This is a genomic window from Streptomyces sp. NPDC086519, assembly GCF_040686075.1.
GTDB lineage: Bacteria > Actinomycetota > Actinomycetes > Streptomycetales > Streptomycetaceae > Streptomyces > Streptomyces shenzhenensis.
This window is the reverse complement of sequence record NZ_JBFBJL010000007.1, coordinates 170,089-182,296: the sequence shown is the minus strand read 5'-3', so window position 1 is coordinate 182,296 and position 12,208 is coordinate 170,089. Positions and strand designations below refer to the sequence as shown.

Sequence of the window (12,208 nt, the reverse complement as noted above, 5' to 3'; positions counted from 1 at the left end):
ACCTGTCGTCGAACTCCCTGCGTCCGCGCGGGGCCGGCCGGGACGCGGAACGGATCGCGCGACGCCCGCCCGCCTCTCTCGAACCCGGGGCCGTGCGGGGGCCCTCGTGCACTGGTTCGACATGTGTCAACATAGACGCATGTCGAATACGAAGGCGCTGCCGCTGCTGGAACCCGCCTCCGGCGAGGCTGCGGCGCCGTGCTGCCCGCCGCTCACCGAGCGTCCGTTCACCGCGGAGGAAGCCGACGTGGCGGCGCGGATGTTCAAGGCGCTCGGGGATCCGGTGCGCCTGCGGCTCTTCTCCGCGGTCGCCTCCCATGCGGGCGGCGAGGCGTGCGTGTGCGACATCTCGGACGTCGGTGTCTCCCAGCCGACCGTCTCGCACCACCTGAAGAAGCTCAAGGACGCCGGCCTGCTGACCTCCGAGCGGCGTGGCACGTGGGTGTACTACCGGGTCGAGCCGTCGGTGTTCGCCGCGATGGGGCAGCTTCTCGCCCCACGCTGATGTCGCGGGGCACGCACGAGGAGGCATCCCGCCGCCTCGCAGCCCCTCAGGACCACTTGACCACTTGCCCGGGACGGCGGGCAGGAAGGGCCGCCACCAGGTGCCGGTCGCGCTGATCACCGTACGGGCGTGCCGGGTGCCGGAGTCGGCCGCCACCCGCGGATGACTGCCGTCCCGGTGGACGGCGAGGAGTGGGCGGCGGGGGAGAGTCCCAGGTGTGCTGCCAGGTGCCGTCCGGTGCGGTCCGGTGCGGTCCGGTGCGGTCCGGTGCGGTCCGGGCGTCGAGGATGACGAAGCCGAGGCCGAGGCGGCGCGGGTGGTGATCGGCGGCGGCGAGCCCTGCCTGGCCGCCGCCGATCACCACCACCCGCGTGCTGTGGCTCAATCCGCCGATCGCCCGGGCGGGAAGACGAGGCCCACCAGGGCCAGTCCGGCCGCCGCGCCCACGAGTTGCGCGCCGATGAAGCCCAGCACCGAAGCCGGGGCGATGCCCGCGAAGGTGTCGGTGAAGGCGCGGCCGATCGTCACGGCCGGGTTGGCGAAGGACGTGGACGAGGTGAACCAGTAGGCGGCGCCGATGTAGGAGGCGACCGCGACGGGCGCGAAGCGCAGCTGGTCCGTCCGGGCCAGGCCGAAGATCAGCAGGATCAGACCGGCCGTCGCGACGACCTCGCCCAGCAGCAGATGACCCGCCGACCGGTCGTGCGTGGACCACTTCACCAGGGGTTCGCCGAACATCGCGTCCGCCAGGATCGCGCCGGCGATGGCGCCCACGGTCTGCGCGGGCAGGTACACCGCCGCCTCGCGCAGGGTGACCCCGGCACCGCCGCGTCGTGCTGTCCACCACTCGGCCAGCGTGACGACCGGGTTGAAGTGGGCGCCGGAGACCGGGCCGAGCAGGAGGATGAGGACGCCGAGGCCGAAGACGGTGGCCGTGGAGTTGGCCAGCAGTTGCAGGCCGACGTCCTCGGTCAGTTCGGTGGCCTGGATACCGGAGCCGACCACGACCGCCACCAGCGCCGCGGTGCCGATGAGTTCGGCGGCGGCCCGGGCGACCAGCGGGGTACGCGGCCGACTGGCTCCCGGCGCAGGCTCGGCCACCGCCGGCGCGGCGGCCTCGGCCGGGGTGGTTTCGGCGGCGGTCATGGGCAGGTCCTCTTGTTCTCCGCGGCGGCGCGAGCGGACTCGGCGAGGTCGGCGAACTGGCCGGCGAGTGCGGCGATGACGTCCGGGCGCAGCTTGTAGTACGTGTACCGGCCGCACGGCTCCGTCTCCACGACCCCGGCCTCGCGCAGCACCTTCAGGTGGTTGGAGAGGTTGGTCTGCCGGGCACCGGTCTCCTCCACGAGGTGGGTGGTGCACAGCGTCTCTTCGGCGAGCAGGGTCACGATCCGGAGCCTGAGCGGGTCGGCCAGGACCCGGATCAGATCAGTGTCGACTGACGTCATCATGGACTGATACTGTCACATCAGCGGTTACTGATACCAGCAGATGCTGATATGTCGTGCCCGTTCTGGTGCGGAGTTGCAGAGTTGCCAGATTTGCGAGATTTGCGAGAGCTGTCGAAGTTGCGAGAGCTGCGAGACAAGAGGGACCTCTGATGTCCGACAAGCCGTCCGTGCTGTTCGTCTGTGTCCACAACGCCGGCCGTTCCCAGATGGCCGCGGCGTGGCTGACCCACCTGGCCGGGGACCGCGTCGAGGTCCGCTCCGCCGGCTCCGCCCCCGGCGCAGGCGTCAACCCGGCCGCCGTCCAGGCCATGGCAGAGGTCGGCATCGACATCTCCGCCGAGGTCCCGAAGATGCTCACCGTCGACGCCGTCAAGGAGTCCGACGTCTGCATCACGATGGGCTGCGGCGACACCTGCCCGGTCTTCCCGGGCAAGCGGTACCTGGACTGGGATCTGGAGGACCCGGCCGGCCAGGGCGTCGAGGCCGTCCGTCCGATCCGGGACGAGATCAAGGTGCTGGTCGAGGGCCTGATCAAGGAGATCGCGCCCGAGCCCCAGGCATGAGCACGGCGGCCGGCACCGCCGCTCGCACACTGTGGTGAGTGCGCACGTCGCTTCAGCGTGGTCGACCGGGTGTCAGAACGGGCCGTGGAGGCTGCCCAGTCTGTCGGTCAGGCGCAGGTTCTCGGAGTAGTCGACGGGACAGGCGATCACGGAGACCGCGTCGTCGTCGAGAGCACGGCGCAGCACGGGCAGCAACTGGTCGGCGGCCTCGACAGCGTAGCCGCGTGCGCCGAAGCTTTCGGCGTAGGCGACCAGGTCGGGGTTGGTGAACCGGGTGTGGCTGTGCCGGCCGAGTTCGAGTTCCATCTTCCAGGTGATCAGGCCGTACTCCTGGTCCACCAGGACGAGGACGACGAGCGGGACGCGTTCGCGGACGGCGGTCTCCAGTTCCTGGGAGTTCATCAGGAAGGAGCCGTCACCCATCATCGCGAGGACCCGCCGGTCCGGCCGGGCGAGCTTGGCGGCGATGGCGCCCGGCAGCGCGAAACCCATGGTGGACAGGCCGTTGGAGACCAGACAGGTGTCCGGTTCGTAGGTCGGGTAGAGGCGGGACATCCACATTTTTCCCGCGCCGGTGTCGGCGAGGACGATGTCGTGGCGGTCAAGCGCGGTGCGGACATCGGTGACCACGCGCTGCGGTACCACGGGGAACGCGTCGTTGTCGCGTCCGTACCGGAGTTCTTCGTCGAGCAGCGTGCGGATCTTCCCGCTGCTTCCGGAGTCGTAGGCCAGTCCCTCGGGCAGTGCCGCCGCGAGTGCGTCCAGCGCCTGCGAGGGGTCCCCTCTGACGCCCACTGCCACCGGGTAGTGGGCGTCCACCTCGGCGGGGAAGCGGTGCACGTGCAGGATCCGCTTGTCACCGTCCGGGTTGATCTTGACCGGGTCGAACTCCTGGATCTCGTAGCCCACACAGATCAGTACGTCGGCCGCGTCGAAACCGAAGTTGCCGTAGTCGTGGCGCATGAAGCCGACCGCACCGAGGGCGTTCGGGTGGTCGTCGGGAAAGACGCCCTTGCCGTGAAACGTGGTCGCGACCGGGATGTTCAGCCGTTCGGCGAACCGGAGCAGGGCAGCCGAGGCCCCGGCTCTGGCGGCGCCGTGGCCCGCCAGCACGATGGGGTGCCGAGCCGAGGCAAGCACGTCGACCGCCCGCGCGATCTGGGAGGGTGACGGCGCGTCGGCACGCACCTTGTCGATCTGCAGGGGTGCCAGCGGCTCGGCGGGACGCCCCGCCTCGATGTCCTCCGGCACGGCCAGGAACACGGCACCGGGGCGCTCGCTCTGCGCGGTCTTGAACGCTTTGCGAGTCATCTCCGGCACCGCGTCCGGACACACGATCTGGGCCGCCCACTGGGTGATCGGGGCGAACATCGACACCAGGTCGATGACCTGGTGCGACTCCTTGTGCGTACGGCGCAGGGAGCCCTGGGCGGCCAGGGCGACCATCGGGGAGCTGTTGGTCATGGCGTCCGCGGTGCCGAGGAGCAGGTTGATCGCACCGGGTCCCAGCGTGGCCGAGCACACCCCGGCCCGGCCGGTCAGCCGCCCGTAGATCTCCGCCATGAACGAGGCGGCCTGCTCATGGCGTACCAGGACGTACCGGATCCCGGAGCCGTTCAGCGCGTCGACGAAGCGGATGTTCTCCTCCCCGGGAATCCCGAAGACGTACTCCACGCCCTCGGCCCGCAGGCAACGCACCAGCAGGTGTGCGACGTCCTCCACGGCAGCCGTGTCCTGCGCGTCGTTCGCGCCCTCGGTATCCATGAGACGAACGTAGGCACGCCCCGCCCGCCCCGGCCACTCGTCCGCCGCCGACCGAGGCGGCCCCGCCGCCCTGCCCATCAGCGGCGCGTCCCTCTGCCGACGGTCATCGAGGTCGTCCCCGCCCACGGCCCGCTCGACGGCGCGGGCGCAAGGGCGGTTGGCGGCCGGCACCGAGCCGGGCGCGACAGCACAACCGCCCGGCGCCGCCCCGCCCACGGCGCGAGCGCCCCGGTGACCCGACGCCGGACGCGGCCGAGGCCATTCGGAGGCACTGCGGTGGCACCCTGACGTGGCCGACTCGCACGCTGGACCTCGGACACGGACATGGACGACTCGCCACGCACCACGTGATGGCAGGGCTTTCAGGAGGATCGAGTGACCACTTCGTCGTCGCCCACCGACGGGCCGCCGGCCCGGTACGACGACCTGCGCGCGCTGGTGATCAACTGCACCCTCAAGCGTTCCCCTGAGCCGAGCAACACCCAGGGGCTGATCGACCGCAGTACCGCGATCATGGACGCGCAGGGCGTGCAGGTCGACGTGGTGCGGGCGGTGGACCACGACATCGCCACCGGGGTCTGGCCCGACATGCGGGAGCACGGCTGGGAGACGGACGCCTGGCCCGAGCTGTACCGGCAGGTGACGGCGGCGGACATCCTTGTGCTCGCCGGCCCCATCTGGCTGGGCGACAACAGCTCTGTGACGAAGCGGGTGATCGAACGTCTCTACGCGTGCTCCAGCCTGCTCAACGAGGCCGGGCAGTACGCCTACTACGGCCGGGTGGGCGGCTGCCTGATCACCGGCAACGAGGACGGCGTCAAGCACTGCGCCATGAACGTCCTCTACAGCCTCCAGCACCTCGGATACACCATCCCCCCGCAGGCGGACGCCGGATGGATCGGCGAGGCAGGCCCCGGCCCCTCCTACCTCGACCCGGGTTCGGGCGGCCCGGAGAACGACTTCACCAACCGCAACACCACCTTCATGACCTGGAACCTGCTCCACCTGGCCCGCGCGCTGAAGGACCTGGGCGGCATTCCCGCCTACGGCAACCAGCGCACCGCCTGGGATGCCGGCTGCCGCCGCGACTACGAGAACCCGGAACACCGTTAGACACGACGATCACTGCCGGACGCCTACCGCCCGGTCCGGCGCGGCGGGCTTCCGGGGGCGGATGGCCCGGCCTGCCGGTGCCCTGAATTCCCGGCGGGGTCGCCCTACTCGCTGACCGGACTGTCCTGCATGTACTCGATGGCCTTCCGCCCCCGGTAGAAGACGGCTCCTTGCACCGGCATGTGCGTCGGTGCACCGGGAGGTCGGGACCCGACCCGGCGGGGTCAGCCGAAGGAGCCTTCCAGGTCGGCGATGACGTTGACGGAGCCGTTGGCGTTGTGGATGTGGATGTAGCCGTTCGTGTCGAGGGGGATCACGGCGAGGACCGTGCGGGTCCCGCCGGTGGCCAGGTTGAGGTTCATGACGTCGGGCAGGCTGCCGGCGCCGAAAGCGGTGAGGTGGGTGGTGGCCGTGGGCCCGGTGCCGGTGAGGTTGACCAGTACCGCTGTTGCGCCGAGCGGGATTCCGCCGACGCCGGCGACCTTGACCGCGAGCGTGCCGCCTGCCCCGACCCGTTTGGCGGGGGCGCCGGTGCCGTACCGGGTGTCGAGCAGGCGGTAGGGGCCGGCGCCCACGAAGGCGGCACCGACCGCGGCCTTGGTGGTGGCGGTGGCGGTGCGCCCGTCGGAGTCGGTGATCTTCTGCGTGACGGTGTAGGTGCCGGGGGCCGCGTAGTGGTGCCTGACGGTTCCGTCCGAGCCGGCGGCGGAGACGGCCGCCGTACCGTCGCCGAAGGTGATCCGGTTGCTGGTGACCGGGTAGGAGGAGAAGGGGGTGGCGTCGTATCCGCACCTTGCGGTGGCGGGGGCGGAGCGCTCAGTGCCAGTCGCTGATCCGGACGTCGCCGGGCGCCGGCCTGCCGTGCCCGGTCTCCACGAACTCCTTGAGGCTCATCAGGAAGATCGCCCACTTGGTGCTGCAGTGGTGCATGAACTCGACCGGCTCGCGCCAGCCCTCGTGCTTGAACAGGACGATGGTGTAGTCGTCGCGTCGGCTGAGAGTCCAGTCGATCTCGGTCCCGAGCCATTCCGCGGGTCCGTCCGTGACGCGCCACCGCACCCGGCCGGCCGGGTCGAGTTCCAGGATCTCCATGTCGAAGCCCCCGACGTCGCCGAACCGGAACGCCAGCTCGCCGCCGACTTCGCTCTTGCCGGTGGTCTCGGTCGTCCACCAGCCGGCGATGCCCTCGGGCGTCGCGATGGCCCGGTAGACGTCGTCCAGCGACGCGACGGCGCCGATCCGATGCAGGATGTCGACCATTTTCATGCTCCTTCGGTGTTGTTGCGGCTGCGTTCGATCGCCTCGGCGATGCGCTTGATCCGGCGCAGTCGGGCATCCCAGGTGGCGCCGACCGCGGCCAGTTGCGCGGCGGCGCGGGCGAGCTGCGCCTCGTCGACGCGGTAGCGCCGCTCACGGCCGGCCGGCTCGGCACGGACCAGTCCGACCCGGTCGAGGACGGCGAGGTGTTTCGACACGGCCTGCCGTGTGAGGGGGAGGCCGGTGCTGAGTGAGGTGGCCGTGCCGGGTCCGGACGCGAGGAGCAGGTCGATCAGGGTGCGCCGGGTCGGGTCGCCGATGGCCGACCACAACTCGTCGTCGACGGGGGGCGTGCTCATGGACGCGACACCAGCCGTGTGATGTACGTGCCCAGTCGGGGGATGTAGTGGTCCCACGCGCTCGCGTGATCGCGGTACTGCTCTTCCAGGACGGCGATCTCCCAGCCCATCTCGCGGAACCCGGTCTCGGTCATCCGCACCCGGGTTCCGTGTTCCGTCGGCACCAGGTCGAAGGTGACCAGCAGCGAGTCCCCGCCACGTTCGGCGTCGGCATAGCACCATCGGAACGAGAACCGTCTGGGTGGGTCGACCTCGACCACCGTGAGGGCGACGGCCATCGTCTCGCCGGTCGCCTCGTCACGCCAGAAAAGCTCACCAGGAGCCCCTGGGGCGGGCTCGAACCGGGCGTCGTCAGGCCACCACTCCCGCATGTGCTCCGGTCGACTGATGACCTCGAAGACGACCTCGGGCGAGGCGTCGACGTGGATGTCGCGCTCGATACCGCCGTACTCCATACTCCAGCCCTTTCGCAACCTTTGGTTGCGTATCAGCGTACGACGCGAGCCGCTTATGTGCAACCTTTAGTTGCGTATCCATGGGAGGCGTCCAGTCCACGGCCCGCCATCAAGACCGAGCACTTTGCAGCGGTGGCTGCTCGGCAGGTACGCCCTTACGGATGTCCTCACCGATACCCCGCTGCCGCCGGACACGGAGCCGACGATGGCGTTCGACTTGATCAGGCGCGGGCGGGAGGAGCTGGCCCGGCTGCTGCACCTGCTCGGCAAGGTGACTCCACCAGACCTGGGGCACATCAACGCCTTCATCGAACCCGGAGTGGTTCAAGTCAGGCGACGGGGCGTGGGGAACCTCGGAAGACTTGGCTGGTGTGCCAGGAGAGGTAGGTCTCCGCGACGGGGCGAATGCCGGGTTGAGGTCCGATGAGCGGGCGGCCGGCGAGTGCGGTGACGTGGTCGCGGGCGGCGGGGCTGCGGCCGACGAAGCTCTGCGAGACCAGGATGCGGTGGCCGTCGCCTATGCCGAGCACGCCCTTGTCGAACAGCTTGTGGTGCAGCGAGCACAGGCACAGCCCGTTGTCGACCTGGTCCGGGCCGTCGAAGGCCCACCAGCGCACGTGCGCGGCCTCCAGCCCGACGGGTGCCGCGCCGATCATGCCGTCGTAACCACAGAAGGCGCACTGGTACTCGTAGGCGGTCAGCACCATCTCCCGCATCCGCCGGTCCCGCTGCCGCCTCTCGGGCGCTGCCAGCGCGGCTGTCTCCGCCAGCTCCAACTCCAGGCCCACCGTCTCGCACAGGTCCTGGTGCAACGACGGCGGGAAGTGCAGGTCCAGCAGCACCCTTGCCATACGGCCCAGCAGCGACGGTTCCCGCCGCAGCGCCAGCCGCAGGTCCGGAGCCAGCCGCCCCGTGGCCCCGCTGGCCCGCAGCTCCCGTACTCCCGTGCCGGGGCTGCCGGCGCCGCGATCGGTCCGTACCTCCCACACCTCGTCGCTGACCAGATGGTGGAAGGGATAGGCGGGCGTGGTCCCACGCGCCGGGCCGTACTCCGCCAGCAGTTGCTTCAGATCGGCCTCCACCGCGGTGTATCGCAGCTCGTCCTCGGCATCAGCCTGAAACCGGCCCAGCGCGTACAGCAGCAGCAACGGTTTGTGCGGAGCCCGCACACCGTCCCGACTCCACTGCCTCAGGTTCGCCGCGCGCTCCAGCCAGTCCATGGCCGTGATCGTAGTGACGCCTCGCCGTACTGAACCGCCCTGGGACGGTCCGGAGGCTCCACCGGGCCCGGAGCGGTTCGCCGTCTGTACGGGAATTCGCGTGGTCGGTCTCCGAGGAGCATTTCGCACTGCCCGAATAGTCGGGCAGATCATGAAGCCCAGCCGTGGCGCAGGGGGAGCCGGCCGGTCTGGAGCGCGTCGCGCTGCTCGGTGATCCACTGTTCGACCTGGTCCACGGATTCCGTTACCGGTCGGTGCGTGGTGTCGAGCAGCTGGGTGTGCCATCTGAGATCACCGGCATTCCACCCGGTCCAGCGGCGCCAGGCCGCGGGGCGGAGGGGGCGGTCAGTACCTCTCCCAAGGGGGACTGCCCGGAGAGCAGAAGATCGATGCCGCGCTCTTGGTACTCCAGCGCGCGTCGTATCCACATCTCGGTCATCCGGTGGCGCCAGTGCCGGTCGACGCCCTTCGGTACACCGAGCTCGTCGAAGTCGTGCACGGCGATCTTCCTGATCCGAGCAGCCGCCGTGTACGCCAGGGTCGTCTTGCCCGAGCAACTGGACCCGGTGAGCTTCAACAACATCGCGTCAGGATGCCGACAGCACGTCACCGCCCACGACCTATTTCTTCGAGCCACGCATCAGGGCGACGTCGCCAGCGCTTGGAGCGGCTCGGGGATTTGAGGTTCCGTCGGGGCGGAGGGGTAGGCTGGGAACCGGTCGCACGGGAGCGTTCTTGGTCACACTTGGATTCCTCCGTGCGGCCACTTCTCTGTCCTGACCATGGCGCGGCGTGCGCGCAATAGTCAGGCGAGGCGAGGAGTGCCGCGGCCCTAGAATGGCCGTCGTGACCGACAACACTCAGCGCCCCGCAAGCGGGCCGAACAGCGCCCCCGAACTGCCGACCCAGTACGCGCCGGCCGAGGTAGAGGGGACGCTGTACGAGCGCTGGGTAGAGCGCGGTTACTTCGAGGCTGACGCGAAGAGCGACAAGCCCGCGTACGCCATCGTCATCCCGCCGCCGAACGTCACGGGCTCGCTCCACCTGGGCCACGCCTTCGAGCACACGCTTATCGATGCCCTCACCCGCCGCAAGCGCATGCAGGGCTACGAGACGCTGTGGCAGCCCGGTATGGACCACGCGGGTATCGCGACGCAGAACGTCGTCGAGCGGGAGCTCGCCAAGGAGGGCAAGTCCCGTCACGACCTGGGCCGTGAGGCGTTCGTCGAGCGGGTCTGGCAGTGGAAGGCCGAGTCCGGTGGCCGGATCGCCGGGCAGATGCGGCGTCTGGGCAACGGCGTGGCGTGGAGCCGTGACCGTTTCACCATGGACGACGGCTTGTCCCGTGCCGTCCAGACCGTCTTCAAGAAGATGTTCGACGACGGTCTGATCTACCGCGCCGAGCGCATCATCAACTGGTGTCCGCGTTGTCTGACGGCGATCTCGGACATCGAGGTCGACTACCAGGACGATGACGGCGAGCTCGTCTCTCTGAAGTACGGCGAGGGGGACGACACGGTCGTCGTCGCCACCACGCGTGCGGAGACCATGCTCGGTGACACGGCCGTCGCCGTTCACCCTGACGACGAGCGTTACAAGCACCTCGTCGGCCGGCGCATTCAGCTGCCGCTGACAGGCCGCACGATTCCCGTCGTCGCCGACACGCATGTCGACCCCGAGTTCGGCACGGGCGCCGTCAAGGTCACGCCCGCCCATGACCCCAACGACTTCGCCATCGGCCAGCGGCACGGCCTGGAGTCGCTGACCGTGATGGACGAGCGCGGTGTCATCACGGTCCACGGGCCCTTCGAGGGGCTTGACCGCTTTGAGGCGCGTTCCGCGATCGTCGCCGCGCTGCGCGCCGAGGGCCGGATCGTCGCGGAGAAGCGGCCGTACGTCCACTCGGTGGGCCACTGCTCGCGCTGCAAGACGACGCTGGAACCGCGACTGTCTCTGCAGTGGTGGGTGAAGGTCGAGACGTTCGCCAAGGCCGCGGGTGACGCGGTCCGCGACGGCCGGGTGGACATCCACCCCGCCGACCTGTCGCAGCGGTACTTCGACTGGGTCGACAACCTCAACGACTGGTGCATCTCACGGCAGTTGTGGTGGGGCCACCGCATCCCCGTCTGGCACGGCCCGAACGGCGAGACCGTGTGCGTCGGCCCCGACGAGCAGCCGCCGACCGGCGAGGGCTGGGAGCAGGACACCGACGTCCTCGACACCTGGTTCTCGTCGGGCCTGTGGCCCTTCTCCACGCTGGGCTGGCCCGAGGAGACCGCGGACCTGGCCAAGTTCTATCCGAACTCGGTCATGGTCACCGGGTACGACCTGATGTTCTTCTGGGTCGCCCGGATGATGATGTTCGGCCTGTACGCGATGGACGGCGAGATCCCCTTCCACACCATCGCGTTCCACGGCATGGTCCGTGACGAGCACGGCAAGAAGATGTCGAAGTCGTTCGGCAACACGGTCAATCCGCTGGACTGGATGGACAAGTACGGCTCCGACGCCCTGCGGTTCACGCTCGCGCGGGGCGCCAACCCCGGTACCGACGTGCCGATCGGTGAGGACTGGGTCCAGGCCTCCCGGAACTTCGCCAACAAGATCTGGAACGCGACGCGGTTCGCGCTGATGAACGGCGCCACGATCGAGGGCGAGCTGCCCCCGGCCGAGCAGCTCTCGGCCACGGACCGTTGGATCCTGTCCCGGCTGAACACCGTCGTGGCCGAGGCGGACGCGTACTACGACGACTACCAGTTCGCGAAGCTCGCCGATGCCTTGTACCACTTCGCGTGGGATGAGGTCTTCGACTGGTACGTCGAGCTGTCCAAGACGACGTTCATGGCCGGCGGCGACGCGGCCAAGGTCTCGGCCCGCGTTCTGGGCGAGGTCCTGGACGTGACGCTGCGCCTGCTGCATCCCATCGTTCCGTTCGTGACGGAGACGCTGTGGACCACGCTCACCGGCCGTGAGTCCATCGTCATCGCCGACTGGCCGGCGGACAGCGGGTTCCGCGATGCCGCAGCCGAGACGGAGGTCGAGAGCCTCCAGCAGGTGATCACCGAGGTTCGGCGCTTCCGCTCGGACCAGGGGCTGCAGCCCGGTCAGAAGGTCCCGGCTCGCCTGGACCTGTCGGGTACGCAGCTCGCTGCCCACGAGGCCGCCATCCGTCAGCTGCTGCGGCTGCAGCCGGAGGGTGACGGCTTCAGTGCCACGGCGACCCTTCCGGTCGCCGGCGCCACGGTCGCACTCGACCTCTCCGGCACGATCGACGTCGCGGCCGAGCGCAAGCGGCTGGCCAAGGACTTGGCTTCGGCGGAGAAGGAGAAGGCCCAGGCGGAGGCCAAGCTCGGCAACGAGGCGTTCCTGGCGAAGGCCCCGGACAACGTGGTCGAGAAGATTCGGACCCGTCTCGCGAAGGCCGAAGAGGACATCGTCCGGCTGCAGAACCAGATCGACAACCTGCCGCCCGCCTAGTAGCCAGACCAGCGAGGAAGCCCCGGACGCATCGTCCGGGGCTT

The 12,208-nt window shown here is 69.5% G+C and carries 13 protein-coding genes and 2 pseudogenes; 5 read left to right on the top strand and 10 right to left on the bottom strand.

Features of this window, described 5'->3' with window-relative positions; translation table 11 throughout:
- The first annotated feature begins 139 nt into the window (after positions 1-139).
- Positions 140-505: a metalloregulator ArsR/SmtB family transcription factor gene (locus tag AB0P24_RS09900; RefSeq protein WP_365792028.1), complete on the top strand. Its 366-nt coding sequence runs from the start codon at positions 140-142 to the stop codon at positions 503-505.
- A gap of 63 nt (positions 506-568) precedes the next feature.
- Here AB0P24_RS09900 and AB0P24_RS09895 read toward each other — a convergent pair.
- From AB0P24_RS09895 to AB0P24_RS09885, 3 genes and pseudogenes are all read right to left on the bottom strand, one after another.
- A pseudogene (locus AB0P24_RS09895) lies at positions 569-890 on the bottom strand (hypothetical protein); the annotation flags it as partial.
- Entirely contained in the window at positions 887-1,651 is a 765-nt protein-coding gene (locus AB0P24_RS09890; protein WP_365792026.1) for an aquaporin, read from the bottom strand. The pseudogene AB0P24_RS09895 and the gene AB0P24_RS09890, both read right to left, overlap by 4 nt.
- A complete protein-coding gene (locus AB0P24_RS09885) occupies positions 1,648-1,956 on the bottom strand; it encodes a metalloregulator ArsR/SmtB family transcription factor (protein WP_365792024.1) in 309 nt (102 codons plus the stop codon). The genes AB0P24_RS09890 and AB0P24_RS09885 overlap by 4 nt, the downstream gene beginning before the upstream one ends.
- A gap of 149 nt (positions 1,957-2,105) precedes the next feature.
- On the opposite strand from AB0P24_RS09885, the gene AB0P24_RS09880 reads away from it, so the two are divergent.
- Complete coding sequence (locus tag AB0P24_RS09880; protein ID WP_365792022.1) at positions 2,106-2,519, top strand: arsenate reductase ArsC; 414 nt, start codon at positions 2,106-2,108, stop codon at positions 2,517-2,519.
- Between the two features lie 72 nt (positions 2,520-2,591).
- Here the strand turns inward: AB0P24_RS09880 and AB0P24_RS09875 are convergent, their stop codons facing one another.
- The gene (locus AB0P24_RS09875) at positions 2,592-4,283 is read right to left on the bottom strand and encodes an acetolactate synthase large subunit (RefSeq protein ID WP_365792020.1); all 1,692 of its coding nucleotides are present in this window, start codon (positions 4,281-4,283) and stop codon (positions 2,592-2,594) included.
- Between the two features lie 375 nt (positions 4,284-4,658).
- Here AB0P24_RS09875 and AB0P24_RS09870 point away from each other — a divergent pair, with 375 nt between their 5' ends.
- A complete protein-coding gene (locus tag AB0P24_RS09870) occupies positions 4,659-5,396 on the top strand; it encodes a flavodoxin family protein (RefSeq protein ID WP_365792018.1) in 738 nt (245 codons plus the stop codon).
- Between the two features lie 224 nt (positions 5,397-5,620).
- Here the strand turns inward: AB0P24_RS09870 and AB0P24_RS09865 are convergent, their stop codons facing one another.
- The 6 genes and pseudogenes from AB0P24_RS09865 to AB0P24_RS09840 all read right to left on the bottom strand — a co-directional run bounded on the left by AB0P24_RS09865 (position 5,621) and on the right by AB0P24_RS09840 (position 8,687).
- Positions 5,621-5,971 (bottom strand): hypothetical protein, encoded by a 351-nt coding sequence (locus AB0P24_RS09865; RefSeq protein WP_365792016.1) that lies wholly within the window; start codon positions 5,969-5,971, stop codon positions 5,621-5,623.
- 30 nt (positions 5,972-6,001) lie between these two features.
- Positions 6,002-6,139 (bottom strand): annotated as a pseudogene (locus tag AB0P24_RS09860) (PKD domain-containing protein); the annotation flags it as partial.
- Positions 6,140-6,212: 73 nt separating this feature from the next.
- On the bottom strand, positions 6,213-6,656 hold the full coding sequence (locus tag AB0P24_RS09855; RefSeq protein WP_365792014.1) for an SRPBCC domain-containing protein: 444 nt from the start codon (positions 6,654-6,656) through the stop codon (positions 6,213-6,215).
- A gap of 2 nt (positions 6,657-6,658) precedes the next feature.
- The gene (locus AB0P24_RS09850; RefSeq protein WP_365792012.1) at positions 6,659-7,012 is read right to left on the bottom strand and encodes a metalloregulator ArsR/SmtB family transcription factor; all 354 of its coding nucleotides are present in this window, start codon (positions 7,010-7,012) and stop codon (positions 6,659-6,661) included.
- Positions 7,009-7,467 (bottom strand): SRPBCC domain-containing protein, encoded by a 459-nt coding sequence (locus tag AB0P24_RS09845; RefSeq protein ID WP_365792010.1) that lies wholly within the window; start codon positions 7,465-7,467, stop codon positions 7,009-7,011. The genes AB0P24_RS09850 and AB0P24_RS09845 overlap by 4 nt, the downstream gene beginning before the upstream one ends.
- A 329-nt stretch (positions 7,468-7,796) precedes the next feature.
- Positions 7,797-8,687, bottom strand: coding sequence for a phosphorothioated DNA-binding restriction endonuclease (locus AB0P24_RS09840; protein WP_365792008.1), 891 nt, complete (start codon positions 8,685-8,687; stop codon positions 7,797-7,799).
- Positions 8,688-8,851: 164 nt separating this feature from the next.
- Between AB0P24_RS09840 and AB0P24_RS09835 the strand changes: the two genes are divergently transcribed.
- Complete coding sequence (locus AB0P24_RS09835; RefSeq protein ID WP_365792006.1) at positions 8,852-9,370, top strand: hypothetical protein; 519 nt, start codon at positions 8,852-8,854, stop codon at positions 9,368-9,370.
- A gap of 163 nt (positions 9,371-9,533) precedes the next feature.
- Positions 9,534-12,164 (top strand): valine--tRNA ligase, encoded by a 2,631-nt coding sequence (locus AB0P24_RS09830; RefSeq protein WP_365792004.1) that lies wholly within the window; start codon positions 9,534-9,536, stop codon positions 12,162-12,164.
- The last annotated feature ends 44 nt before the right edge of the window (positions 12,165-12,208 follow it).